Below are 24273 nucleotides of genomic sequence, written 5' to 3' on the forward strand. Positions count from 1 at the left end.
TGATGTTACAACCAAAGCGTACGAAATTCCGTAAAGTGCACAAAGGCCGTAACCGCGGTCTGGCTGCGGGTACGGATGTCAGCTTCGGTACTTTCGGTCTGAAAGCTGTTGGCCGTGGTCGTCTGACTGCTCGTCAGATCGAAGCAGCACGTCGTGCTATGACCCGTGCAGTTAAGCGTCAAGGTAAGATCTGGATCCGAGTATTCCCGGACAAACCGATCACCGAGAAGCCGCTGGAAGTGCGTATGGGTAAAGGTAAGGGTAACGTGGAGTATTGGGTTGCCCTGATCCAGCCTGGTAAAGTCCTGTATGAAATGGACGGCGTACCAGAAGAGCTGGCCCGTGAAGCATTCAAGCTGGCAGCAGCAAAACTGCCTATCAAAACCACCTTTGTAACTAAGACGGTGATGTAATGAAAGCAACAGAGCTGCGTGAAAAAAGCGTTGAAGAGCTGAACACTGAGCTGCTTAATCTGCTGCGTGAGCAATTTAACCTGCGCATGCAGGCAGCATCTGGCCAACTGCAGCAGACTCATCTGCTGAAGCAAGTGCGCCGTGATGTTGCACGCGTTAAGACTTTACTGACTGAGAAGGCGGGTTCGTAATGACCGATAAAATCCGTACTCTGCAGGGTCGTGTAGTAAGTGACAAAATGCAGAAATCTGCAGTTGTTGCTATCGAACGTTTCGTGAAACACCCGATCTACGGCAAATTCATTAAGCGTACGACTAAGCTGCACATCCATGACGAGAACAATGAATGTGGAATTGGTGACGTGGTAGAAATCCGCGAATGCCGTCCACTGTCCAAGACTAAATCCTGGACCCTGGTTCGCGTAATTGAGAAAGCTGTTCTGTAATAAGAATCGTTTTTTCTGAGAAAACCCTCTGCTTCGGCAGGGGGTTTTTTTTTGCCTTGAGTCTGGAGCTTGATCCATTTGTGCCTGTGCGATTACAGAAGTGATGGCGCTCACAAATTTCGCAGGATCTGCGGCTTATGCTGCGGATCTCCGGGCCTGTCGCCTGGAAACCCTGATCTCAGTCAGAACAGGGTTATCATAACCGTACAAGGAAATGTGCTGTGAATATGGAGAGTCCAGACCGCTTGCGGCGGTCGCTGTTAAAATTGCCTCTGCTGGCTGCGTTACCTGCGGTTAGCTCAGCGAAAAACTTGCCGCTATTATCAGGAGCTACACAACAGCAACCTGCAGGCAATCAGATGGAACGAACGCTATTACTAAAGAACGCCGACTGTGTGGTTTGCATGGATGCCGACCGTCGTGAAATAGGTCACGCCAGTATTCTGATAAAAGGGAATCAGATCGTTGCCGTCGGGGCAGCAGCAACGCTTCCAGACCATGCTGATGAGGTGATCGACCTCAAAGGCCATATCGTCATTCCAGGGCTGATTAATACGCATCACCACATGTATCAGAGCCTGACCCGTGCAATCCCCGCCGTCCAGAATGGTGAGCTGTTTAACTGGCTGACTCACCTCTATCCGCTATGGCAGAACCTGACGCCGGAGATGATTCGAATCTCGACAAAAATCTCGATGGCGGAACTGATGCTATCGGGCTGCACTACAACCAGCGACCATCTCTATGTTTATCCTAACGGCTGCCGGCTTGATGACAGTATTGAAGCGGCGCAAGAGATGGGGATGCGTTTTCATGCCAGCCGCGGCAGTATGAGCGTCGGTAAGTCACTGGGCGGCCTGCCGCCGGACAGTCTGGTGGAGAATGAGGCTGCAATCTTAAAAGATACTCAGCGTGTCATAGAGCGCTATCACGACGCTAGCCACGGGTCGATGTTACGGGTGGTAGTGGCGCCCTGCTCGCCGTTCTCCGTCAGCCGAGAGCTGATGAAGCAGTCTGCAACGATGGCGCGTCACTATGGCGTTTCAATGCATACCCACCTGGCTGAAAACGACAGTGATATCCGTTACAGCCGCGAGAAGTTCAATATGACGCCAGCACAGTATGTAGAGGACCTCGGCTGGGTAGGTCCGGACGTCTGGCATGCGCACTGTGTGAAGCTGGATCAGCACGGTATTGAGCTCTTTGCCCGCACCGGTACCGGTATCGCGCACTGTCCCTGCTCGAATATGCGACTGGGCTCGGGTATCGCGCCTGTACGTCACATGTGCGATGCCGGTGTGCACGTTGGTATGGGTGTCGATGGTTCCGCCTCCAATGACAGCTCTGACATGATTGCAGAGGTGCGTCAGGCGCTGCTGCTACAGCGTGTCGGCTTTGGTCCGGACGCGATGACGGCACGACAGGCACTGGAACTGGCGACGCTTGGCGGGGCGAAGGTACTGAACCGCGATGATGTCGGAACGATTGCGCCGGGCATGATGGCCGATTTGGCGGTTTTTGACCTGAATCAGATTGGGCTGGCCGGGGCAGGGCACGATCCGGTTGCCTCGCTGGTCTTCTGTAATCCCGGTCAGGTCGCTTACAGCATCATCAACGGCAATGTCAGGGTGCGTAACGGCCAACTGACGGGAATTGAGCTGCCAGCGGTGTTGCGTCAGCATAACCAACTGGCCAGAAAGTTGGTCAGTTAGTCCATTCGGGCACTTTATTCAGGAAGCGACGAAAAATAAGGCAGATTACATTTGCTACTGTTCGCACTATTCCCTAGAATACGCCCTCCCTGTCATCAGGGAAAATCAGCGGCTCGATTGAGAGCCGTTTATTTTTTCTACCCATCTGTGAGAACCGGTGTTACAATGCCGCGCCCTCAATTATGGGGCTTTCTAACGACCTGAGGTTTAGGTCCCGAAGTAGTAGTTGACATTAGCGGAGCACTAAAATGATCCAAGAACAGACTATGCTGAACGTCGCCGACAACTCCGGTGCACGTCGCGTAATGTGTATCAAGGTTCTGGGTGGCTCGCACCGTCGCTACGCAGGCGTCGGTGACATCATCAAAGTTACCATCAAGGAAGCAATTCCTCGTGGTAAAGTCAAAAAAGGTGATGTCCTGAAGGCGGTAGTGGTGCGCACCAGGAAGGGTGTTCGTCGCCCGGACGGTTCTGTCATTCGCTTCGATGGTAATGCATGCGTTATTTTAAACAATAACAGTGAGCAGCCTATCGGTACGCGTATTTTTGGGCCGGTAACTCGTGAACTTCGTACTGAAAAGTTCATGAAAATTATCTCTCTGGCACCAGAAGTACTCTAAGGAGCGAACAATGGCAGCTAAAATCCGTCGTAACGACGAAGTTATCGTGTTAACCGGTAAAGATAAAGGTAAGCGCGGTAAAGTTAAGAATGTCCTGTCTTCTGGTAAGGTCATCGTTGAAGGTATCAACCTGGTGAAGAAACATCAGAAGCCGGTTCCGGCTCTGAACCAACCAGGTGGCATCGTTGAAAAAGAAGCTGCAATTCAGGTTTCTAACGTTGCACTGTTCAATGCGGCAACTGGTAAGGCTGACCGTGTAGGCTTTAGATTCGAAGACGGCAAAAAAGTCCGTTTCTTCAAGTCTAACAGCGAAACTATCAAGTAATTTGGAGTAGTACGATGGCGAAACTGCATGATTACTACAAAGACGAAGTAGTCCAGAAACTCATGACAGAGTTTGGCTACAATTCTGTCATGCAAGTCCCTCGGGTCGAGAAGATCACCCTGAACATGGGTGTTGGTGAAGCGATCGCTGACAAGAAACTGCTGGATAACGCAGCAGCTGACCTGGCAGCAATCTCCGGTCAAAAACCGCTGGTCACCAAAGCACGCAAATCAGTTGCAGGCTTCAAAATCCGTCAGGGCTATCCGATCGGCTGTAAAGTAACTCTGCGTGGCGAACGCATGTGGGAGTTCTTTGAGCGTCTGATCACCATTGCTGTTCCACGTATCCGTGACTTCCGTGGCTTGTCCGCTAAGTCATTCGATGGTCGTGGCAACTACAGCATGGGTGTACGTGAGCAGATCATCTTCCCAGAAATCGACTACGACAAAGTCGATCGCGTTCGTGGTTTGGATATTACCATTACCACTACTGCGAAATCTGATGATGAAGGCCGTGCTCTGCTGGCTGCCTTTGACTTCCCGTTCCGTAAGTAAGGTAGGGTTACTTAATGGCTAAGCAATCTATGAAAGCACGCGAAGTTAAGCGTGCAAAATTAGCAGACAAATTCTTCGCTAAACGCGCTGAACTGAAAGCGATCATTTCTGATGTGAACGCTTCCGACGAAGATCGTTGGGGTGCCGTTCTGAAGCTGCAGAGTCTGCCGCGTGATTCCAGCCCTTCACGTCAGCGTAACCGCTGCCGTCAAACAGGTCGTCCGCACGGTTTCCTGCGGAAGTTTGGGTTGAGCCGTATCAAGGTCCGCGAAGCCGCCATGCGCGGTGAAATCCCGGGCCTGAAAAAGGCTAGCTGGTAATTGTCACCAATTGAATCACGGGAGTAACACAGATGAGCATGCAAGATCCGATCGCGGATATGCTGACCCGTATCCGTAACGGTCAGGCCGCGAACAAAGTTGCGGTCACCATGCCTTCCTCCAAGCTGAAATTGGCAATTGCCAACGTTCTGAAGGAAGAAGGATATATTGAAGATTTTAAAATCGAAGGCGACACCAAGCTGGAACTGGAACTGACTCTTAAGTATTTCCAGGGCAAAGCGGTTGTGGAAAGCATTCAGCGAGTAAGCCGTCCTGGTCTGCGCATCTATAAGAAAAAAGATGAGCTGCCAAAGGTAATGGCTGGTATGGGCATCGCTGTAGTTTCTACATCTAAAGGTGTCATGACTGATCGTGCAGCGCGCCAGGCAGGTCTTGGTGGCGAAATTATCTGCTACGTAGCGTAATCGGAGGATACTATGTCTCGTGTTGCTAAAGCACCTGTCGTTGTTCCTGCCGGCGTAGAGGTAAAACTCAACGGTCAGGTAATTTCGATTAAAGGTAAAAACGGCGAGCTGACTCGTACTATCAATGATGCTGTTGAAGTTAAGCATGCTGACAACGCTCTGACTTTCGCTCCGCGCGAAGGTTTCGTTGACGGCTGGGCGCAGGCGGGTACGTCTCGCGCGCTGCTGAACGCAATGGTTATCGGTGTTACCGAAGGCTTCACTAAGAAGCTGCAGCTGGTTGGTGTAGGTTATCGTGCAGCCGTTAAAGGCGACGTGGTTAACCTGTCTCTGGGCTTTTCTCATCCAGTCGATCACCAGCTGCCCGCAGGTATCACTGCAGAATGTCCGACTCAGACTGAAATCGTGCTGAAAGGCGCTGATAAACAGCTGATTGGTCAGGTTGCAGCTGACTTGCGCGCCTACCGTCGTCCTGAGCCTTATAAAGGCAAGGGTGTCCGTTACGCCGACGAAGTCGTGCGTACCAAAGAGGCTAAGAAGAAGTAAGGTAACACTATGGATAAGAAATCTGCTCGTATCCGTCGTGCGACCCGTGCACGTCGCAAGCTCAAAGAGCTGGGTGCTACTCGCCTGGTGGTACATCGTACCCCGCGTCATATTTACGCACAGGTAATCGCCCCGAACGGTTCCGAAGTTCTGGTCGCTGCTTCTACAGTAGAAAAAGCTATCACTGAACAACTGAAGTATACCGGTAATAAAGAAGCCGCAGCTGCAGTAGGTAAAGTTATTGCAGAACGCGCAATCGAAAAAGGCATCACTGGTGTTTCTTTCGACCGTTCCGGTTTCCAATATCATGGTCGCGTCCAGGCACTGGCAGATGCTGCCCGTGAAGCTGGCCTTCAGTTCTAAGGTAGAGGTCTAAGATGGCACACATCGAGAAACAAGCTGGCGAACTGCAGGAAAAACTGATCGCGGTAAACCGTGTATCTAAAACTGTTAAAGGTGGTCGTATTTTCTCCTTCACAGCACTGACTGTGGTAGGCGATGGTAACGGTCGCGTTGGTTTTGGTTACGGTAAAGCGCGTGAAGTTCCAGCAGCGATCCAGAAAGCGATGGAGAAAGCCCGTCGCAACATGGTTAACGTCGCGCTGACCAACGGCACCCTGCAGCACCCAGTTAAAGGTGCACACACGGGTTCCCGCGTGTTCATGCAGCCGGCTTCTGAAGGTACCGGTATTATTGCCGGTGGTGCAATGCGCGCCGTCCTGGAAGTCGCTGGAGTTCATAACGTTCTGGCAAAAGCCTATGGTTCCACCAACCCGATTAACGTGGTTCGTGCAACTATCGACGGCCTGGGCAATATGAAATCTCCGGAAATGGTCGCTGCTAAGCGTGGTAAATCCGTTGAAGAAATTCTGGGGTAATCACGATGGCTAAGACTATTAAAATCACTCAAACCCGCAGTGCTATTGGCCGTTTGCCTAAGCATAAAGCCACTCTGGTTGGCCTGGGTCTGCGTCGTATTGGCCACACCGTTGAGCGTGAAGATACGCCTGCAGTACGCGGTATGGTTAACGCGGTTTCCTATATGGTTAAAGTGGAGGAGTAAGAGATGCGTTTAAATACTCTGTCTCCGGCCGAAGGGTCTAAGCACGCTACCAAGCGTCTGGGTCGTGGTATCGGTTCTGGCCTCGGAAAAACCGGTGGTCGTGGTCACAAAGGTCAGAACTCACGTTCTGGCGGTGGCGTACGTCGCGGTTTCGAAGGTGGTCAGATGCCTCTGTACCGTCGTCTGCCGAAGTTCGGTTTCACCTCTCGCAAAGCAATGATCACCACAGAGATTCGTCTGTCTGATCTGGCGAAAGTTGAAGGCGGTATCGTCGACCTGAACGCGCTGAAAGCAGCCAACATTGTCGGTGTTCAGATTGAATTCGTTAAAGTAATTCTTTCTGGTGAAGTTTCTGCACCGGTAACGGTTCGCGGTCTGCGTGTCACCAAAGGTGCACGTGCTGCAATCGAAGCTGCTGGCGGTAAAATCGAGGAATAAGTAGCAGATGGCTAAACAACCGGGATTAGATTTTCAAAGTGCCAAAGGTGGCTTTGGTGAGCTGAAACGCAGACTGCTGTTTGTAATCGGCGCACTGATTGTCTTCCGAATTGGCTCTTTCATTCCAATCCCTGGTATTGATGCCACTGTACTTGCCAAACTGCTTGAGCAACAGCGTGGCACCATCATTGAAATGTTCAACATGTTCTCTGGTGGTGCTCTCAGCCGTGCTTCTATTTTCGCACTGGGTATCATGCCGTATATTTCGGCATCAATTATTATCCAGCTATTAACGGTGGTTCATCCAGCGTTAGCGGAAATTAAGAAAGAAGGGGAGGCTGGCCGTCGTAAGATTAGCCAGTACACCCGATACGGTACGTTGGTATTGGCCATATTTCAGTCAATCGGTATTGCTACCGGTTTACCGAATATGCCAGGGATGCAGGGCCTGGTGATGAATCCAGGCTTTGCCTTCTATTTTACCGCTGTTGTGAGTCTGGTCTCAGGGACAATGTTCCTGATGTGGCTGGGCGAACAGATTACTGAGCGCGGTATCGGTAACGGTATTTCGATCATTATCTTCGCAGGTATTGTTGCGGGTCTCCCGCCGGCCATTGGCCATACCATCGAGCAAGCGCGGCAAGGTGACCTGCACTTCCTTCTGTTGCTGTTGGTTGCAGTACTCGTATTCGCCGTGACCTTCTTTGTTATTTTCGTTGAGCGTGGTCAACGCCGCATTGTGGTGAACTATGCAAAACGTCAGCAAGGTCGTCGTGTATACGCTGCACAGAGCACACATTTACCGTTGAAAGTGAACATGGCGGGCGTAATCCCGGCTATTTTTGCTTCCAGCATTATTCTGTTCCCGGCAACGATTGCATCGTGGTTCGGGGGCGGTACCGGTTGGAACTGGCTGACAACAATTTCGCTGTATTTGCAGCCAGGACAGCCGCTTTATGTGCTACTCTATGCGACTGCAATCATCTTCTTCTGTTTCTTCTATACGGCGTTGGTTTTCAACCCACGTGAAACAGCAGATAACCTGAAGAAGTCTGGTGCATTCGTACCGGGAATTCGTCCGGGAGAGCAAACGGCGAAGTACATCGATAAAGTTATGACGCGTTTAACCTTAATCGGTGCGCTGTATATTACTTTTATCTGCCTTATCCCGGAGTTCATGCGTGATGCGATGAAGGTTCCCTTCTACTTTGGCGGTACGTCACTGCTTATCGTAGTTGTCGTCATCATGGACTTTATGGCTCAAGTGCAAACTCTGATGATGTCAAGTCAGTACGAGTCGGCATTGAAGAAAGCTAACCTGAAGGGCTACGGCCGTTAATTCAGGTGGTTGAGAAGTTACGGAGAGTAAAAATGAAAGTTCGTGCTTCCGTCAAGAAATTATGTCGTAACTGCAAAATCATTCGTCGCGACGGTGTCGTCCGTGTGATCTGCAGCGCCGAGCCAAAGCATAAACAGCGCCAAGGCTGATTTTGTCACATATTTTTCTTGCAAAGTCGGGTTGAGCTGGCTAGATTAGCCAGCCAATCTTTTGTATGTCAGTGCGTTTCCATTTGAGTATCCTGAAAACGGGCTTTTCAGCATGGGACGTGCTTATTTAATTATAGGAGTGCATAGTGGCCCGTATAGCAGGCATTAACATTCCTGATCAAAAACATACCGTTATCGCATTAACTTCGATCTTCGGTATCGGTAAAACTCGTTCTAAAGCCATCTGCGCTTCAACGGGTATTGCTGAAAATGTTAAGATCAGTGAGCTGTCTGAAGAACAAATTGATCAGCTGCGTGATGCAGTTGCGAAATTCGTTGTAGAAGGTGATCTGCGCCGTGAAATCACCCTGAGCATCAAGCGTCTTATGGACCTTGGTTGCTACCGTGGTTTGCGCCATCGTCGTGGTCTCCCGGTTCGCGGTCAGCGTACCAAGACCAACGCACGTACCCGTAAGGGTCCGCGTAAACCGATCAAGAAATAATCGGGGTGAGTAAATAATGGCAAAGGCACCAGTTCGTGCACGTAAGCGTGTAAGAAAACAAGTCTCAGATGGCGTGGCTCATGTCCATGCTTCTTTTAACAACACCATCGTTACCATTACTGATCGTCAGGGTAACGCACTGGGTTGGGCAACCGCCGGTGGTTCCGGTTTCCGCGGTTCACGTAAATCCACTCCGTTTGCTGCTCAGGTCGCTGCAGAGCGCTGTGCAGAAGCGGTAAAAGATTACGGTATTAAGAACCTGGAAGTTATGGTTAAGGGTCCGGGTCCGGGTCGCGAATCTACGATTCGTGCCTTGAACGCCGCTGGTTTCCGCATCACTAATATTACTGATGTGACTCCGATCCCTCATAACGGTTGTCGTCCGCCGAAAAAACGTCGCGTATAACGCCCGTTTTTTTAGGATAGTTGGAGAAAGAAAATGGCAAGATATTTGGGTCCTAAGCTCAAGCTGAGCCGTCGTGAGGGCACTGACTTATTCCTTAAGTCTGGCGTTCGCGCGATTGATTCCAAGTGTAAGATCGAACAAGCGCCTGGTCAGCATGGTGCGCGTAAACCGCGTCTGTCTGATTACGGCGGTCAGTTACGTGAGAAGCAGAAAGTTCGTCGTATCTACGGCGTGCTGGAGCGTCAGTTCCGTAACTACTATAAAGAAGCAGCACGTCTGAAAGGCAACACAGGTGAAAACCTGCTGGCTCTGCTGGAAGGCCGTCTGGACAACGTAGTTTATCGTATGGGCTTTGGTGCCACTCGTGCGGAAGCACGTCAGCTGGTGAGCCATAAGTCTGTTCTGGTAAATGGCCGCGTTGTTAACATCGCTTCTTATCAGGTATCTCCGAATGATGTCGTTAGCATCCGTGAGAAAGCCAAAAAGCAATCTCGCGTGAAGGCCGCTCTGGAGCTGGCTGAGCAGCGTGAAAAGCCAACCTGGCTGGAAGTTGATGCGACTAAGATGGAAGGTGTGTTCAAGCGTATTCCTGAGCGTACTGATCTGTCTGCGGACATTAACGAACACCTGATCGTCGAGCTTTACTCTAAGTAAAGCTTAGTACCAAAGAGAGGACACAATGCAGGGTTCTGTGACAGAGTTTCTAAAACCGCGCCTGGTAGATATCGAGCAAGTGAGTTCGACGCACGCCAAGGTGACCCTTGAGCCTTTAGAGCGTGGCTTTGGCCATACTCTTGGTAACGCACTGCGCCGTATTCTGCTTTCTTCCATGCCGGGTTGCGCGGTGACCGAGGTTGAAATTGATGGTGTACTACATGAGTACAGCACCAAAGAGGGCGTACAGGAAGATATCCTGGAAATCCTGCTCAACCTGAAAGGGCTGGCGGTAAGAGTTCAGGGTAAAGATGAAGTCATTCTGACCCTGAATAAATCTGGCATTGGCCCTGTGACTGCAGCCGACATTACCCATGATGGTGATGTCGAAATCGTCAAGCCTCAGCACGTGATCTGCCATCTGACCGATGAGAACGCTGCTATCAGCATGCGTATCAAAGTTCAGCGTGGTCGTGGTTATGTGCCGGCTTCTGCCCGAATTCATTCGGAAGAAGATGAGCGCCCAATCGGCCGTCTGTTAGTTGATGCTTGCTACAGCCCTGTAGATCGTATTGCCTACAATGTTGAAGCAGCGCGCGTCGAACAGCGCACCGACCTGGACAAGCTGGTCATCGAAATGGAAACCAACGGCACAATCGATCCTGAAGAGGCGATTCGTCGTGCGGCTACCATCCTGGCAGAACAACTGGAAGCTTTCGTTGACTTACGTGATGTACGTCAGCCGGAAGTGAAAGAAGAGAAACCAGAATTCGATCCGATCCTGCTGCGCCCTGTTGACGATCTGGAATTGACTGTCCGCTCTGCTAACTGCCTTAAGGCAGAAGCTATCCACTACATCGGTGATCTGGTACAGCGTACCGAGGTTGAGCTGCTTAAAACGCCTAACCTGGGTAAAAAATCTCTTACTGAGATTAAAGATGTGCTGGCCTCACGTGGTCTTTCTCTGGGCATGCGCCTCGAGAACTGGCCGCCGGCAAGCATTGCTGATGAATAACCCGATCACAGGTTAAGGTTTCACTGAGAAGGATAAGGTCATGCGCCATCGTAAGAGTGGTCGTCAACTGAACCGCAACAGCAGCCATCGTCAGGCTATGTTCCGTAACATGGCTGGCTCTCTGGTTCGTCATGAGATCATCAAGACGACTCTGCCGAAAGCCAAAGAGTTGCGCCGCGTAGTTGAGCCGCTGATTACTCTTGCCAAGACCGACAACGTAGCTAATCGTCGTCTGGCATTCGCCCGCACTCGTGATAACGAGATCGTGGCAAAACTGTTTAATGAGCTGGGCCCGCGTTTCGCGAGCCGTGCCGGTGGTTACACTCGCATTCTGAAGTGTGGCTTCCGCGCTGGTGACAACGCTCCGATGGCATACATCGAGCTGGTTGATCGTCCAGAAGCTCAAGCAGAAGCAGCCGCAGAGTAATCTGTAGCAATGTAAAAAACCCGCTTCGGCGGGTTTTTTATTGCCCGGAATTTACTATCTTTAGGTCTTATCATCAGGTTGCGCTATCTGGAGAGCAGAGGAGTTGACCATGTGGTTGATTGATCAGCTTGCAGAACAACACATCAAAGCCGCGCTGGATAAGGGAGAGCTGAGCCAGTTGCCCGGTGAAGGCAAGCCGCTTCAGCTTGATGACGACAGTCATGTCCCGCCAGAGCTTCGTGCCGGTTATCGGCTGCTAAAGAATGCCGGTTTTCTGCCGCCCGAACTGGAACTACGTCGTGAAGCGATCGAAGTTAACGATCTGATTCGCCAGCTTGATCCTGCCGATCCGCGCTATCAGGATCATTGCCGCCGCCTTAAAGTTCTGGAGCTGAGGCTACAGCAGGCCGGTATGCGCACCGATTTTCTGCACGGTGACTATGCCGACGCCATCCAGCAACGTTTTTCTCAGGAGAAATAGATGTACAGAATTGGTCAGTTGGCAAAACTTGCCGATGTAACGCCCGATACTATCCGTTTCTACGAGAAGCAGCAGATGATGGACCATAACGGGCGTACGGAAGGCGGTTTTCGTTTATACAGTGAAAATGATCTGCAACGGCTTAAATTTATCCGTTACGGTCGTAAACTCGGCTTCAGCCTTGAAGCTATCAGAGAGCTACTTTCCATTCGCGTTGACCCGGCACACCATACGTGTCAGGAGTCGAAGTCGATCGTTGAAAAACGGCTTGGGGAAGTTGCGGAGATGATTGCTGAATTAGAATCAATGCAGCGCTCGCTTCAGCATCTGTCAGATGCCTGCTGTGGTGATAGTCACAGTAGCGTTTCGTGCTCAATTCTTGAAGCGCTTGAACGAGGAGAAGGGATCAGCAGTTAGGGATATTGTTTTTTTTGTGCAAAGGAATAAAGTATCTCGCTATTCCAACAGGAGGAATCATGAGTAAATATCAGCACACCAAAGGGCAGATACGCGATAACGCGATTGAAGCACTGTTACACGATCCACTGTTCCGGCAGCGCATAGAACAGAAGCAAAAAGGGAAAGGAAGTTTTAAACGGAAAGAGAAACACGCTAAGGGACAGAACTGGGAGGCCAGTGATAAGACAGCATCTTATCACTGGCCTTCTGCTTTCAGCGGGAAAAAAACCGCCTGGCAGGCGGCTTATTATTTAAACCCGGGTATTCTGCTGCTTCAGTAAGTCACGAATTTCAGTCAGTAAGACTTCTTCATTCGATGGCTTAGCCGCTGGCTTTTCGACTTCTTTTTTCGTATAGAGACGGTTCATCAGTTTAATCGCCATGAAAATGGCAAAAGCAATGATGACGAAGTCGAAGATTGTCTGCAGGAAAACACCGTACTGCATGACAACAGCAGGCGTATCGCCCACCGCAGGTTTAAGTACCCAGCTGAACGATTTGAAATCAACGCCACCAATCAGCAGCCCGAGCGGCGGCATAATGATGTTGGCGACGAGCGACGACACGATCTTACCAAACGCGGCACCGATAATTACACCCACCGCCAAATCCACCACGTTGCCGCGCATTGCAAAATCACGAAACTCTTTGAATAAACTCATACTTATCTCCTTGCCCTGGCCAATGCCCTAAAGTCTAACAAACCCTGCTGTTTTTGCCATAAGCTCAGGGAATTAAGCGGCAGTTTCCCGCTGGGTTTATCCCATTGCTGTTACAGGAAGAAAGGACTCGGCTGGAACAGGCGTTCCACATCTGACACAAACTTTTTGTCAGTCAGGAACATGATGACATGATCGCCTTGCTCAATACGCAGGTTGTCATTGGCTATCATCACATCATCACCGCGCACCACCGCACCGATAATGGTGCCAGGCGGCAGTTTGATATCATCGATGGAACGTCCGACAACGCGTGAGGTAGTTTCGTCGCCGTGGGCGATGGCTTCGATGGCTTCAGCGATACCGCGCCGCAGGGATGAGACGCCAACGATATCGGCTTTACGCACATGACCCAGCAAAGCAGAAATGGTGGCCTGCTGTGGGGAGATTGCGATGTCGATGACGCTGCCCTGGACCAGGTCGACATAAGCGCGACGCTGGATCAGCACCATCACTTTCTTCGCCCCCATCTTTTTCGCCAGCATGGCTGACATGATGTTAGCTTCATCATCATTGGTGACGGCGATAAACAGATCGACCTGCTCAACATGCTCTTCTGCCAGTAACTCCTGATCCGAAGCATCACCATAGAAAACGATCGTGTCCTGAAGATGCTCTGCCAGTTCCGCCGCGCGTTGCGGATTACGTTCAATCAGCTTCACGCTGTAATTTTTTTCCAGCCGCTGCGCCAGGCCGAAACCGATATTGCCGCCGCCGACCAGCATAATACGTTTATAGGGTTTCTCCAGACGCTGCATTTCACTCATCACCGCACGAATATTCTGGCTGGCAGCGATGAAAAACACTTCATCACCCGCTTCCACAATGGTTGAACCTTGCGGGCGAATAGGGCGGTCCTGACGAAAAATGGCGGCGACGCGGGTGTCAATGTGCGGCATATGCTCGCGCATGATGGAGAGTGGATTACCCACCAGCGGTCCGCCATAGTAGGCTTTGACTACCGCCAGGCTGACTTTGCCTTCTGCAAAGTTCACCACCTGTAACGCGCCCGGATACTGGATCAGACGATAGATATTGTCGATCACCAGCTGCTCGGGTGAGATCAAATGATCGATCGGTACCGCTTCAGGGATAAAAAGTTTATCGGCGTCACGCAAGTAATCCGCAGCGCGGATCCGGGCGATCCGGTTAGGCGTGTTGAAGAGCGAATAAGCGATCTGACAGGCGATCATATTGGTTTCATCGGAGTTGGTAACGGCAACCAGCATATCGGCATCTTCTGCGCCTGCTTCTCGCAATATCCGTGGATGGGAACCGTGACCCTGCACCACACGCAGATCGAATTTATCCTGCAAATGACGTAAGCGCGAAGAGTCAGTATCGACCACCGTGATATCGTTATTCTCACCGACCAGGTTTTCTGCCAGCGTGCCGCCGACCTGTCCTGCACCCAGAATGATTATTTTCATCGCTTATCAACGCTCATATCAATTAGCATCCGCTTTTTTTATCAGCTTAGCGTAGAAGAAACCATCTCCGCCCTCGGCCTCAGGAAAGAGCTGCCAGCCATTAGCTGGCGCATTCTGCAGCGGCTTCGCTTCGGCATCCGGCTGACGCTGTAAAAAGGCCTCAATTTGCTGCTGATTCTCTTCAGGCAGAATCGAGCAGGTGGCGTAAATCAGGGTGCCACCAGGTTTGAGGTGGGGCCAGACCGCATCCAGGATTTCGCGTTGCAGCTTCGCCAGTTCAGCGATGTCACGATCGCGACGCAGCCACTTAATATCCGGATGACGGCGAATGACGCCCGTTGCTGAGCAGGGCGCATCCAGCAGAATACGGTCAAACTGACGATCGCCGCACCACTGCTGTGGCGTGCGTCCATCACCCTGTTTCACCTCAGCCTTCATCCCCAGACGCTGAAGGTTTTCTTCAACGCGCTTGAGACGCTGTGCATCCACATCTACCGCCAGCACCTGAGCTTCGGGCGCCACCTCAAGAATATGTGTTGTTTTGCCGCCCGGCGCGGCACACAGGTCGAGAATCTGCTCACCATTCTGCGGCTCCAGCAACAAGGCGCAACGCTGGGCGGAGAGATCCTGAACGGTTACCCAGCCCTGATCGAAGCCCGGTAGCTGGCTGACCGATGCCGGCGATTCAAGACGCAGGGCATCCGGCACGTCTGCTGCGGGATGGGCGAGCTTGCCGCTTTCAGTCAGCATCGCCAGCCAGCCATCACGGTCGTGATGCTGACGGTTAACGCGCAACCACATTGGCGGGCGCAGATTGTTCGCTTCAACGATCTGCTGCCATTGTTCCGGCCAGGCGTGCTGTAACCGCTTTAACAGCCAGCCCGGATGCAGATAGCGCTGCGGGCCATCCTGAATGCTGGCAAGCAGCTCTTCTCTCTGGCGTTGATACTGGCGTAAAACACCGTTAAGCAACCCTTTCAGGCTGGTGCGTTTCAGTACTTCCGCGCCAGCCACGGTTTCAGCCAGCGCCGCATGAGCGGGAACGCGGGTATATTCCAGCTGATAGAGGCCGACCATGATCAGGTAATGCAGAACACGCTGTTTGCCGGTCAGTGGACGCTCCATCAGCTTGCCAATTAAGGCCTCAAGCTGCGGCAACGTACGCAACACACCAAAGCAGATCTCCTGCACTAAAGCGCTGTCTTTGTCAGAAAGTTTTTTCTGCGCCGCTGGTAATGCCGTATTAAGCGATTCGCCTTTATCGACAACGCGCTCAATGAGCTGAGCGGAGAGGCTACGCAGGTTGGTTGATTTATTCATAGGATTTTGTCATCAAACAAAAAGCCCGGTGCATGACCGGGCCAGAGAGTCAGTCGAGAAGGGTTCCAGCTTCAAACCATTCCCGGCGCGAGTTGAGAAGATCCTGAGCCGACATCGGTTTTTTACCGGCGGGCTGCAACTGCAACAGATTAAGCACACCCTGAGCGGTCGCCACCTGGATGCCATGTTTGTCAGCACGGATGATTTGACCGGGCTGATGATCGCTGTGTGGCAACACGCTGGCCTGCCAGACTTTAACCAGCTGGTCATCAACCATGAAGAAACTCATCGGCCAGGGGTTAAAGGCGCGAATACAGCGTTCGAGCTGTTCAGCCGGGAGCATCCAGTCCAGACGCGCCTCTTCTTTACTCAGTTTCTCCGCGTAATTAGCGAGTGATTCGTCCTGTTTTTCGGGTACAGCCTGCTGGCTGGCAACTAAGCTCAGCGTGTCAAGTAAGCCCTGCGGTCCCAGTTGCGCCAGCTTGTCGTACAGTGTCGCGCTGGTGTCCTGTGCCGTAATCGGACAGGTCAGTTTATACAGCATGTCTCCGGTATCTAATCCCACATCCATTTGCATGATGGTGATACCTGTCTCACTGTCGCCAGCCCAAAGCGCACGCTGGATAGGCGCGGCACCACGCCAGCGCGGCAGCAGAGAACCATGCACGTTGATACAGCCAAGACGCGGCATATCAAGTACCGGTTTCGGTAAAATCAACCCATATGCCACCACAACCATCACATCGGCCTGTAAATCGGCGACCAGCTGCTGGTTCTCTTCGGGTCGCAACGACTTAGGCTGATAAACCGGAATATTGTGAGCCAGTGCCAGCGTTTTAACCGGGCCGGGCGTTAACTTATTGCCGCGACCTGCGGGACGGTCAGGCTGGGTGAATACGCCGACTACCTGATGCTCAGAAGCAAGCAGCGCGTCAAGATGACGCGCTGCAAAGTCAGGTGTGCCGGCAAAGATAATTTTTAGCGGGGCAGACACGTTTATCCCTTCTCAGAAACTCAGGAAGCCTGCGCGTTCTGGCGCGCCAGCTTCTCTAACTTTGTTTTGATTCGCTGACGCTTTAAAGGCGACAGATAATCAATAAACAGTTTGCCATCCAGATGATCGATCTCATGCTGAATGCAGATGGCCAGAAGCTCACTGGCTTCCAGTTCAAAGCTGTTGCCGTCACGATCCAGCGCGCGAACCTTGACCCGTTCCGCGCGCGGCACAAAGGCACGCTGTTCAGGGATAGAGAGACAGCCCTCTTCGATACCGGTTTCGCCGCTTTTTTCCAGCAGTTCAGGGTTGATCAATACCAGACGCTCTTCACGACTTTCAGAAACATCAATGACGATGATGCGCTGGTGGATGTCCACCTGCGTCGCAGCAAGACCGATGCCTTCTTCGGCATACATGGTCTCGAACATATCATCAACGATACGCTGAATGTCTGCGTTAACTTCTTTAACGGGCGCAGCGATTTTGCGAAGGCGCTCGTCAGGGAAATGTAATACCTGCAAAACTGACATAAATATCCAGATCTGTATTCGGTTAAGAAAAGATTACTACCTCATATTGTAGACTTTTTGAGGCCTGATTGACAGCATTCTGCGGCAGGAAGCAAGCGGGATCAGGGAGTCAGAGATGGACAAAATAGCGCGCTATGTACGGCTGGCTGCGGTCAGCGGAATGACCGGCAGAGGCTGGATTGAGGTCGCCACCCAACTGGAGGCCGCGGATGGCGATCTGCGGCACACCAGACTGGATGCTGCACAATGCCTGCAGTATCAGGCACTGCCCGAAAAGCAGGTGGATGAGGTACGGCGCTGGCTGACAAGCAGCCCTGACCATCATCTGCTTACCGCTCTGGATGCGGGCTATCCTGTCCGGCTGAAAGAAACTGCGCGCTTTCCGCCCGTGCTGTACATCCAGGGCGATCCCGGCGTACTGAATACGCCTCAGCTTGGTGTGGTAGGCAGCCGTAATAGTTCGCACGCTGGCCGCTACTGGTGCGACTGGTTTACCCAGCAGCTGGCACTTAGCGGGCTGACTATTACCAGCGGTTTAGCGCGCGGGATTGACGGTGTGGCACATCAGGCCGCACTCAATGTGGGTGGCAAAACGGTGGCGGTGTCAGGCAGCGGCCTTCAGCATCTCTATCCGAAGAGCCATCTGCGGCTGGCCGGCGAGATTACAGAACAGGGCGGGGCGATCATTTCTGAATTTCCGCTGGCCACTCTTCCCCATCCACACAATTTTCCACGCCGGAATCGTATCATCAGCGGTTTAAGCCTCGGCGTGCTGGTGGTTGAAGCCTCACTGAAGAGTGGTTCACTGGTTACTGCTCGTTATGCGCTGGAGCAGAACCGGAATGTTTATGCGCTGCCTGGTGCGCTGGGCAATCCATCAGGCGAGGGCGTTAACTGGCTGATTCAGCAGGGGGCGCTGCTGGTGGCGCATCCGAATAATATCCTGGAGGATCTGGTGAGTGTCCTGAGCTGGTTGCCCGATACACAAACAGACCAAATTTATTCTGATGACAGTGACGATGCTCCATTGCCATTTGCTGATGTGTTGGCTAACGTAGGTGATGATGTTACACCTGTTGACGTTGTCGCTGAACGTGCCGGCCAACCTGTGCCAGTTATCTCAGCTCAGTTGCTGGAACTGGAGTTAGCAGGATGGATCGCAGCTGTACCCGGCGGCTATGTCCGATTAAGGAGGGCATGCCATGTTCGACGTACTCATGTACTTGTTTGAGACATATATCCACAACGAAGCAGAAATGGGTGTTGATCAGGACAGATTGACAGATGACTTGACGGATGCCGGGTTTCATCGTGAAGATATTTACAGCGCGTTGAACTGGTTAGAAAGGTTGGCCGACTATCAGGAAGGGCTGGTTGCGCCAATTTTACTGGCAAATGATCCGCTCTCTATGCGCATCTATACCGATGAAGAGAGCAACCGTTTAGATGCTGAAAGCCGTGGTTTCCTGCTTTTCCTGGAACAAATTCAGGTGCTGAGTCTGGAAACGCGCGAGATGGTCATCGAACGAGTCATGGCGCTTGATACCCCTGAGTTTGACTTAGAGGATCTCAAATGGGTGGTGCTGATGGTGCTGTTTAACATCCCCGGATGTGAAAATGCTTATCAGCAGATGGAAGAACTGCTATTCGACGTCAATGAAGGTATGCTGCATTAAAATTCCTTTCATGCATTCATCGTTATGAGTAAAGCTGCACTCTTCACCGTGCGTAAACAGGATCCCTGCCCCGCTTGCGGGGCAGAACTGGTTATACGCTCCGGCAAACATGGCCCTTTTTTGGGCTGCGCAAATTATCCAGCGTGCGACTATATCCGGCCTTTAAAAAGCCAGGCTGACGGACATGTCGTTAAAGTGCTGGAAGGACACGCCTGTCCGGACTGCGGCGCAGACAAAGTTTTGCGTCAGGGACGCTTTGGCATGTTTATCGGCTGCAGCCACTACCCGGAATGTGGCTATACGGAAACCATCGATAAACCGGATGAAACGACACTGACATGTCCGCAATGTCAGCAAGGTAAATTAGTCCAGCGGCGTTCACGCTATGGCAAAACCTTTCATTCCTGCGATCGTTATCCGGTCTGCCAGTTTGCAGTTAATCTGATACCCGTAGCCGGGACCTGTCCCCATTGTCAGTTTCCGCTATTAGTAGAAAAGAAGACGGCGCAGGGCGTGAAACGCTTTTGTGCCAGTAAGAGTTGTGGCAAAGCCATCGCTGAAGAGAACTGAGACATTATGGATAATCAACACCTCGCCGGCTCCATTGAGCGCTGCGTGAGTCATCTGAATCGCCAGGCGGTGATCGCCTATCCCACTGAAGCTGTGTTTGGGCTGGGCTGTGATCCAGACAGTGAGTCTGCCGTTATGGCGTTGCTGGCGCTGAAACAGCGCCCGGTGGAGAAGGGGCTGATCCTGATTGCTGCTGATTATTCGCAGCTCGAACCCTATATCTCCGATCGCGAACTCTCGGTGATTCAGCGTGAACGGATGTTTGCCTGCTGGCCGGGCCCGGTCACCTTTGTGGTTCCCGTTCCACCGCAGACCCCACGCTGGTTAACCGGGCAGTTTGATTCACTGGCGATTCGCGTCAGCGATCATCCCGATGTCCAGGCGCTTTGCCGCGCGTTTGGTAAACCGCTGGTTTCTACCAGTGCCAACCTGTCGGGGCAGCCTCCGTGCCGCACGGCCGAAGAGGTTAAGCAGCAGTTTGGGGATGATTTTCCGGTCCTGTCGGGCAAAACCGGTGGGCGGCAAAACCCTTCTGAAATCCGCGATGTCATCAGCGGCGAACTCATACGTCAGGGCTAAATCATGGACCAATTCGCCGTTTTCGGTAATCCAATCAACCACAGCAAATCACCGTTAATCCATCAGGCTTTTGCAGAACAGACCGGGATAGAGCACCGTTATGGCCGGATCTGCGCGCCGGTTGATGGTTTTCCGCAGGCTCTGACGGCGTTTTTTGAACAGGAAGGCCGCGGGGCGAATGTCACTCTGCCTTTCAAGCAGCAGGCGTGGGAGTTTGCCGATCGGCTCAGCGATCGGGCTGCCCGTTCGGGTGCGGTGAATACCCTGAAGAAACTCAGCGACGGACAGATTTATGGCGATAACACCGATGGTATTGGCTTACTGAGCGATCTTCAGCGGCTGGCAATGATCAAAACCGGCGATAATGTGTTGCTGGTGGGAGCGGGCGGGGCAGCTCGCGGCGTGATCCTGCCGCTGCTGTCAGCCGGGGTCTCAATGACTATCGTCAACCGTACCTTTGCCCGTGCTGAGGAACTGGCAGAGCTGTTCCGGCAGAATGGCGCAATTAATGCGTGTGGCTTTGAGCAACTGGCAGACAAAACTTTTGATCTGGTCATCAATGCGACCTCAAGCGGCGTAGAGGGAAAAACGCCGCCTCTGCCAGTAACACTTATTCATCCTGAACTGCGCTGTTATGACATGTTCTACCAACGCGGTCTGACCCCTTTCCTGCAGTGGTGTCAGGAGCAGGGTGCGCAACATCTGGCAGATGGATTAGGCATGCTGGTGGGCCAGGCGGCGCATGCTTTTCATTTATGGCACGGCGTAATGCCAGACATCACGCCGGTTATTGCTCAGTTGAAGCAGGCGATGCAGTCGTGAATCAGGCCATCCAGTTTCCCGATGATGAGATTTATGACGCGGCGCGGCAGGCGATCTGTTTTCCGGTGCTGGTTAACGGTATGCGGTTGACCTGTGCCATCAGCGCCGCGACATTACGATCCCGCTTTGGTGAGGAAGACGCGATGACGCTGTTTCAGCATCACCGCTGGGATCTGGAAGAGGAAGCCGAAACGGCGATTCGTCAGGATGATATTGATACTCAGGGCTGGATCTGGTTGTCTTCGCCAGAGTAATCATTTTTCCAGCTGACATAGTTGTTGGCTGAATAGCGTAAACCTTCTTTTTCCTGCTCATTGAGCGGACGAACCTGCCTGACCGGGCTGCCGAGGTAAAGGTAGCCACTCTCCAGCCGTTTACCCGGCGGCACCAGACTTCCGGCACCGATCATCACCTCTTCTTCTACTATTACGCCATCCAGCAGGATTGACCCCATTCCAACCAATACGCGATCGCCAATGGTACAGCCATGCAGCATCGCTTTATGCCCGACTGTCACATCCTGCCCAATAATCAGCGGAAAGCCTTCTGGGTTGGAGGCCGACTTATGGGTGACATGCAGCACGCTGCCATCCTGAATGTTGGTGCGGGCGCCAATGCGAACCTGGTTCACGTCACCGCGAATCGCAACCAGCGGCCAGATGCTGACGTCATCTTCCATAATCACATCGCCGACGACGACGCTACTCGGATCGACCATCACGCGCTGGCCGGTTTGCGGGAAGAGATGTTTATAGGGGCGTAAGGCGGAAGTCATCATGTTCTCCTTGATACTGAATTTATTGCAGCCTGATGTTATTTCAGGCAACTGACAAGCCAATTCTGACCCGGATCGCTGGCGATCTCACCAATCTGGATCATTTATAACCACTCAGGAAAAAGATCCAAAAAAAGGGTTGTGCTCTGAAGCGGGATCCCTATAATGCGCCTCCATCGACACGGAACAACGGCTTACCGGCCGCCGGGTTGAGAGGCACAGGAGACTGCGCCGCCGGAGAAAAACTTCCCAAAAAGAAGTTGACTCTGAAGGAGGAAAGCGTAATATACGCCACCTCGCGACAGACGGTTAACCCGCTGCTCGCACTGCTCTTTAACAATTTATCAGACAATCTGTGTGGGCACTCGCAGGATTGATATCAGCGTCTCCGGACGTAAAAAATATCAAGCCTCACGAGTGAACACATAATGAAATTCATTATGACGTTTTACAGATGAGCACCGCTTAACTTGTTTAAGCAAATCAAACTTAAATTGAAGAGTTTGATCATGGCTCAGATTGAACGCTGGCGGCAGGCCTAACACATGCAAGTCGGACGGTAGCACAGAGGAGCTTGCTCCTTGGGTGACGAGTGGCGGACGGGTGAGTAATGTCTGGGGATCTGCCCGATAGAGGGGGATAACCACTGGAAACGGTGGCTAATACCGCATAACGTCGCAAGACCAAAGAGGGGGACCTTCGGGCCTCTCACTATCGGATGAACCCAGATGGGATTAGCTAGTAGGCGGGGTAATGGCCCACCTAGGCGACGATCCCTAGCTGGTCTGAGAGGATGACCAGCCACACTGGAACTGAGACACGGTCCAGACTCCTACGGGAGGCAGCAGTGGGGAATATTGCACAATGGGCGCAAGCCTGATGCAGCCATGCCGCGTGTATGAAGAAGGCCTTCGGGTTGTAAAGTACTTTCAGCGGGGAGGAAGGCGATGTGGTTAATAACCGCGTCGATTGACGTTACCCGCAGAAGAAGCACCGGCTAACTCCGTGCCAGCAGCCGCGGTAATACGGAGGGTGCAAGCGTTAATCGGAATTACTGGGCGTAAAGCGCACGCAGGCGGTCTGTTAAGTCAGATGTGAAATCCCCGGGCTTAACCTGGGAACTGCATTTGAAACTGGCAGGCTTGAGTCTTGTAGAGGGGGGTAGAATTCCAGGTGTAGCGGTGAAATGCGTAGAGATCTGGAGGAATACCGGTGGCGAAGGCGGCCCCCTGGACAAAGACTGACGCTCAGGTGCGAAAGCGTGGGGAGCAAACAGGATTAGATACCCTGGTAGTCCACGCCGTAAACGATGTCGACTTGGAGGTTGTTCCCTTGAGGAGTGGCTTCCGGAGCTAACGCGTTAAGTCGACCGCCTGGGGAGTACGGCCGCAAGGTTAAAACTCAAATGAATTGACGGGGGCCCGCACAAGCGGTGGAGCATGTGGTTTAATTCGATGCAACGCGAAGAACCTTACCTACTCTTGACATCCAGCGAACTTTCCAGAGATGGATTGGTGCCTTCGGGAACGCTGAGACAGGTGCTGCATGGCTGTCGTCAGCTCGTGTTGTGAAATGTTGGGTTAAGTCCCGCAACGAGCGCAACCCTTATCCTTTGTTGCCAGCGATTCGGTCGGGAACTCAAAGGAGACTGCCGGTGATAAACCGGAGGAAGGTGGGGATGACGTCAAGTCATCATGGCCCTTACGAGTAGGGCTACACACGTGCTACAATGGCGCATACAAAGAGAAGCGACCTCGCGAGAGCAAGCGGACCTCACAAAGTGCGTCGTAGTCCGGATCGGAGTCTGCAACTCGACTCCGTGAAGTCGGAATCGCTAGTAATCGTGGATCAGAATGCCACGGTGAATACGTTCCCGGGCCTTGTACACACCGCCCGTCACACCATGGGAGTGGGTTGCAAAAGAAGTAGGTAGCTTAACCTTCGGGAGGGCGCTTACCACTTTGTGATTCATGACTGGGGTGAAGTCGTAACAAGGTAACCGTAGGGGAACCTGCGGTTGGATCACCTCCTTACCTGAAGATACCTTCCCGCGTAGTGCTCACACAGATTGTCTGATAGAAAAGTAACGAGCAGAAAAAACCTCTACAGGCTTGTAGCTCAGGTGGTTAGAGCGCACCCCTGATAAGGGTGAGGTCGGTGGTTCAAGTCCACTCAGGCCTACCAAATTCGCACTCACGCTGCGTTATGTCTCCGGCTCGCATAGTTCACTATGCTTCGCGGAAACATGCCTTGCCTGAGCACGAATTGCATTTCTTACGGAATGTACTCGGTTGAGTGGTAGTAGTGGTCTCTGCAGTAACTGTATGGGGCTATAGCTCAGCTGGGAGAGCGCCTGCCTTGCACGCAGGAGGTCAGCGGTTCGATCCCGCTTAGCTCCACCATACCGTCTTACTGTTTTTTCTGAAAAAAATACTTCAGAGCGTACCGGCAACGGTGTGCTGCGAAGTATTATGCTCTTTAACAATCCGGAACAAGCTGAAAATTGAAACGACATGTCGTTTTCATTCTCCGTAATAAGAATGAAAAACACGATATGTTCG

36 protein-coding genes, 2 tRNA genes and 1 rRNA gene are annotated in these 24273 nt (G+C 52.1%); 33 read left to right on the plus strand and 6 right to left on the minus strand.

The features are described from left to right. The first annotated feature begins 2 nt into the window (after window positions 1–2). The 24 genes from rplP (at window position 3) to LZU96_RS02660 (ending at window position 12575) form a co-directional block, all read left to right on the plus strand. Complete coding sequence (rplP, locus tag LZU96_RS02545) at window positions 3–413, plus strand: 50S ribosomal protein L16 (RefSeq protein WP_008927134.1); 411 nt, start codon at window positions 3–5, stop codon at window positions 411–413. After that, window positions 413–604 carry a 50S ribosomal protein L29 gene (rpmC, locus tag LZU96_RS02550; RefSeq protein WP_003850146.1) on the plus strand — a complete coding sequence of 64 codons (192 nt, stop codon included), beginning with the start codon at window positions 413–415 and terminating at the stop codon, window positions 602–604. The genes rplP and rpmC overlap by 1 nt, the downstream gene beginning before the upstream one ends. Beyond that, entirely contained in the window at window positions 604–858 is a 255-nt protein-coding gene (gene rpsQ / locus LZU96_RS02555; protein ID WP_003850147.1) for a 30S ribosomal protein S17, read from the plus strand. Before rpmC ends, rpsQ begins: the two co-directional genes overlap by 1 nt. A 359-nt stretch (window positions 859–1217) precedes the next feature. Then, entirely contained in the window at window positions 1218–2570 is a 1353-nt protein-coding gene (locus tag LZU96_RS02560) for an 8-oxoguanine deaminase (protein WP_233986957.1), read from the plus strand. 248 nt (window positions 2571–2818) lie between these two features. Further along, window positions 2819–3190, plus strand: a complete 372-nt coding sequence (gene rplN / locus LZU96_RS02565; protein WP_006120590.1) for a 50S ribosomal protein L14 — start codon at window positions 2819–2821, stop codon at window positions 3188–3190. Window positions 3191–3200: 10 nt separating this feature from the next. Continuing rightward, window positions 3201–3515: a 50S ribosomal protein L24 gene (gene rplX, locus LZU96_RS02570; RefSeq protein ID WP_003850150.1), complete on the plus strand. Its 315-nt coding sequence runs from the start codon at window positions 3201–3203 to the stop codon at window positions 3513–3515. 14 nt (window positions 3516–3529) lie between these two features. Further along, entirely contained in the window at window positions 3530–4069 is a 540-nt protein-coding gene (gene rplE / locus LZU96_RS02575; RefSeq protein WP_031376676.1) for a 50S ribosomal protein L5, read from the plus strand. A 14-nt stretch (window positions 4070–4083) separates the two neighbouring features. Further along, on the plus strand, window positions 4084–4389 hold the full coding sequence (gene rpsN, locus LZU96_RS02580; RefSeq protein ID WP_094121646.1) for a 30S ribosomal protein S14: 306 nt from the start codon (window positions 4084–4086) through the stop codon (window positions 4387–4389). Window positions 4390–4421: 32 nt separating this feature from the next. After that, window positions 4422–4814, plus strand: coding sequence for a 30S ribosomal protein S8 (gene rpsH, locus LZU96_RS02585; protein ID WP_031376675.1), 393 nt, complete (start codon window positions 4422–4424; stop codon window positions 4812–4814). A gap of 12 nt (window positions 4815–4826) precedes the next feature. Next, entirely contained in the window at window positions 4827–5360 is a 534-nt protein-coding gene (gene rplF, locus LZU96_RS02590) for a 50S ribosomal protein L6 (RefSeq protein ID WP_003850161.1), read from the plus strand. A gap of 9 nt (window positions 5361–5369) precedes the next feature. Further along, entirely contained in the window at window positions 5370–5723 is a 354-nt protein-coding gene (gene rplR / locus LZU96_RS02595) for a 50S ribosomal protein L18 (protein ID WP_031376674.1), read from the plus strand. A gap of 14 nt (window positions 5724–5737) precedes the next feature. Beyond that, the gene (gene rpsE, locus LZU96_RS02600; RefSeq protein ID WP_003850164.1) at window positions 5738–6238 is read left to right on the plus strand and encodes a 30S ribosomal protein S5; all 501 of its coding nucleotides are present in this window, start codon (window positions 5738–5740) and stop codon (window positions 6236–6238) included. Window positions 6239–6243: 5 nt separating this feature from the next. After that, the gene (rpmD, locus tag LZU96_RS02605) at window positions 6244–6423 is read left to right on the plus strand and encodes a 50S ribosomal protein L30 (RefSeq protein WP_031376672.1); all 180 of its coding nucleotides are present in this window, start codon (window positions 6244–6246) and stop codon (window positions 6421–6423) included. 3 nt (window positions 6424–6426) lie between these two features. Continuing rightward, a complete protein-coding gene (gene rplO / locus LZU96_RS02610; RefSeq protein ID WP_009087579.1) occupies window positions 6427–6861 on the plus strand; it encodes a 50S ribosomal protein L15 in 435 nt (144 codons plus the stop codon). Between the two features lie 7 nt (window positions 6862–6868). Continuing rightward, window positions 6869–8200, plus strand: a complete 1332-nt coding sequence (gene secY / locus LZU96_RS02615; RefSeq protein WP_003850175.1) for a preprotein translocase subunit SecY — start codon at window positions 6869–6871, stop codon at window positions 8198–8200. Window positions 8201–8232: 32 nt separating this feature from the next. Beyond that, a complete protein-coding gene (rpmJ, locus tag LZU96_RS02620) occupies window positions 8233–8349 on the plus strand; it encodes a 50S ribosomal protein L36 (RefSeq protein ID WP_004160566.1) in 117 nt (38 codons plus the stop codon). A gap of 146 nt (window positions 8350–8495) precedes the next feature. Further along, entirely contained in the window at window positions 8496–8852 is a 357-nt protein-coding gene (gene rpsM, locus LZU96_RS02625; protein WP_003850176.1) for a 30S ribosomal protein S13, read from the plus strand. Between the two features lie 16 nt (window positions 8853–8868). Further along, window positions 8869–9258 (plus strand): 30S ribosomal protein S11, encoded by a 390-nt coding sequence (rpsK, locus tag LZU96_RS02630; RefSeq protein ID WP_004160563.1) that lies wholly within the window; start codon window positions 8869–8871, stop codon window positions 9256–9258. 33 nt (window positions 9259–9291) lie between these two features. Continuing rightward, window positions 9292–9912, plus strand: a complete 621-nt coding sequence (gene rpsD / locus LZU96_RS02635; RefSeq protein WP_008927131.1) for a 30S ribosomal protein S4 — start codon at window positions 9292–9294, stop codon at window positions 9910–9912. 25 nt (window positions 9913–9937) lie between these two features. After that, window positions 9938–10927: a DNA-directed RNA polymerase subunit alpha gene (locus LZU96_RS02640; RefSeq protein WP_003850179.1), complete on the plus strand. Its 990-nt coding sequence runs from the start codon at window positions 9938–9940 to the stop codon at window positions 10925–10927. A 40-nt stretch (window positions 10928–10967) separates the two neighbouring features. Next, window positions 10968–11354, plus strand: coding sequence for a 50S ribosomal protein L17 (gene rplQ, locus LZU96_RS02645; protein ID WP_009087575.1), 387 nt, complete (start codon window positions 10968–10970; stop codon window positions 11352–11354). A gap of 109 nt (window positions 11355–11463) precedes the next feature. Then, window positions 11464–11835 carry a DUF1992 domain-containing protein gene (locus tag LZU96_RS02650; RefSeq protein WP_233986958.1) on the plus strand — a complete coding sequence of 124 codons (372 nt, stop codon included), beginning with the start codon at window positions 11464–11466 and terminating at the stop codon, window positions 11833–11835. Continuing rightward, a complete protein-coding gene (gene zntR, locus LZU96_RS02655; protein WP_233986959.1) occupies window positions 11836–12252 on the plus strand; it encodes a Zn(2+)-responsive transcriptional regulator in 417 nt (138 codons plus the stop codon). A 59-nt stretch (window positions 12253–12311) separates the two neighbouring features. Then, window positions 12312–12575, plus strand: a complete 264-nt coding sequence (locus LZU96_RS02660) for an alternative ribosome-rescue factor A (RefSeq protein WP_233986960.1) — start codon at window positions 12312–12314, stop codon at window positions 12573–12575. On the opposite strand, the gene mscL is transcribed toward LZU96_RS02660, so the two are convergent. From mscL to def, 5 genes are all read right to left on the minus strand, one after another. Further along, the gene (mscL, locus tag LZU96_RS02665; RefSeq protein ID WP_031376667.1) at window positions 12546–12956 is read right to left on the minus strand and encodes a large-conductance mechanosensitive channel protein MscL; all 411 of its coding nucleotides are present in this window, start codon (window positions 12954–12956) and stop codon (window positions 12546–12548) included. The genes LZU96_RS02660 and mscL overlap by 30 nt on opposite strands. A gap of 110 nt (window positions 12957–13066) precedes the next feature. Beyond that, on the minus strand, window positions 13067–14443 hold the full coding sequence (gene trkA / locus LZU96_RS02670; protein ID WP_233986961.1) for a Trk system potassium transporter TrkA: 1377 nt from the start codon (window positions 14441–14443) through the stop codon (window positions 13067–13069). An 18-nt stretch (window positions 14444–14461) separates the two neighbouring features. After that, window positions 14462–15763 carry a 16S rRNA (cytosine(967)-C(5))-methyltransferase RsmB gene (gene rsmB, locus LZU96_RS02675; protein WP_233986962.1) on the minus strand — a complete coding sequence of 434 codons (1302 nt, stop codon included), beginning with the start codon at window positions 15761–15763 and terminating at the stop codon, window positions 14462–14464. Between the two features lie 49 nt (window positions 15764–15812). Next, a complete protein-coding gene (fmt, locus tag LZU96_RS02680) occupies window positions 15813–16757 on the minus strand; it encodes a methionyl-tRNA formyltransferase (RefSeq protein WP_233986963.1) in 945 nt (314 codons plus the stop codon). 20 nt (window positions 16758–16777) lie between these two features. Continuing rightward, on the minus strand, window positions 16778–17290 hold the full coding sequence (gene def, locus LZU96_RS02685; protein ID WP_233986964.1) for a peptide deformylase: 513 nt from the start codon (window positions 17288–17290) through the stop codon (window positions 16778–16780). A gap of 115 nt (window positions 17291–17405) precedes the next feature. On the opposite strand from def, the gene dprA reads away from it, so the two are divergent. From dprA to LZU96_RS02715, 6 genes are read left to right on the plus strand one after another with little or no spacing between them, the layout of a single operon-like run. Then, window positions 17406–18521 carry a DNA-protecting protein DprA gene (dprA, locus tag LZU96_RS02690; protein ID WP_233986965.1) on the plus strand — a complete coding sequence of 372 codons (1116 nt, stop codon included), beginning with the start codon at window positions 17406–17408 and terminating at the stop codon, window positions 18519–18521. Beyond that, window positions 18493–18966, plus strand: coding sequence for a DUF494 family protein Smg (smg, locus tag LZU96_RS02695; protein ID WP_069729811.1), 474 nt, complete (start codon window positions 18493–18495; stop codon window positions 18964–18966). Before dprA ends, smg begins: the two co-directional genes overlap by 29 nt. A 24-nt stretch (window positions 18967–18990) precedes the next feature. After that, a complete protein-coding gene (locus LZU96_RS02700; protein WP_233986966.1) occupies window positions 18991–19536 on the plus strand; it encodes a type I DNA topoisomerase in 546 nt (181 codons plus the stop codon). A 6-nt stretch (window positions 19537–19542) separates the two neighbouring features. Beyond that, entirely contained in the window at window positions 19543–20115 is a 573-nt protein-coding gene (gene tsaC / locus LZU96_RS02705) for an L-threonylcarbamoyladenylate synthase type 1 TsaC (RefSeq protein ID WP_233986967.1), read from the plus strand. Window positions 20116–20118: 3 nt separating this feature from the next. Continuing rightward, window positions 20119–20937 carry a shikimate dehydrogenase gene (aroE, locus tag LZU96_RS02710; protein ID WP_233986968.1) on the plus strand — a complete coding sequence of 273 codons (819 nt, stop codon included), beginning with the start codon at window positions 20119–20121 and terminating at the stop codon, window positions 20935–20937. Then, entirely contained in the window at window positions 20934–21191 is a 258-nt protein-coding gene (locus LZU96_RS02715; RefSeq protein ID WP_233986969.1) for a DUF1488 domain-containing protein, read from the plus strand. Before aroE ends, LZU96_RS02715 begins: the two co-directional genes overlap by 4 nt. Here LZU96_RS02715 and LZU96_RS02720 read toward each other — a convergent pair. Further along, window positions 21158–21712: a gamma carbonic anhydrase family protein gene (locus tag LZU96_RS02720; RefSeq protein WP_233988117.1), complete on the minus strand. Its 555-nt coding sequence runs from the start codon at window positions 21710–21712 to the stop codon at window positions 21158–21160. The two genes, LZU96_RS02715 and LZU96_RS02720, sit on opposite strands and share 34 nt — an antisense overlap. A 491-nt stretch (window positions 21713–22203) precedes the next feature. Here LZU96_RS02720 and LZU96_RS02725 point away from each other — a divergent pair. The 3 genes from LZU96_RS02725 to LZU96_RS02735 all read left to right on the plus strand — a co-directional run bounded on the left by LZU96_RS02725 (window position 22204) and on the right by LZU96_RS02735 (window position 24114). Further along, window positions 22204–23745: ribosomal RNA gene (locus LZU96_RS02725) — 16S ribosomal RNA — on the plus strand. A gap of 74 nt (window positions 23746–23819) precedes the next feature. Further along, window positions 23820–23896: transfer RNA gene (locus LZU96_RS02730), tRNA-Ile, on the plus strand. Window positions 23897–24038: 142 nt separating this feature from the next. Further along, window positions 24039–24114, plus strand: a tRNA-Ala gene (locus LZU96_RS02735). Window positions 24115–24273: the final 159 nt, after the last annotated feature.

It is taken from the genome of Pantoea agglomerans (assembly GCF_021397715.1).
Lineage (GTDB): Bacteria > Pseudomonadota > Gammaproteobacteria > Enterobacterales > Enterobacteriaceae > Pantoea > Pantoea astica.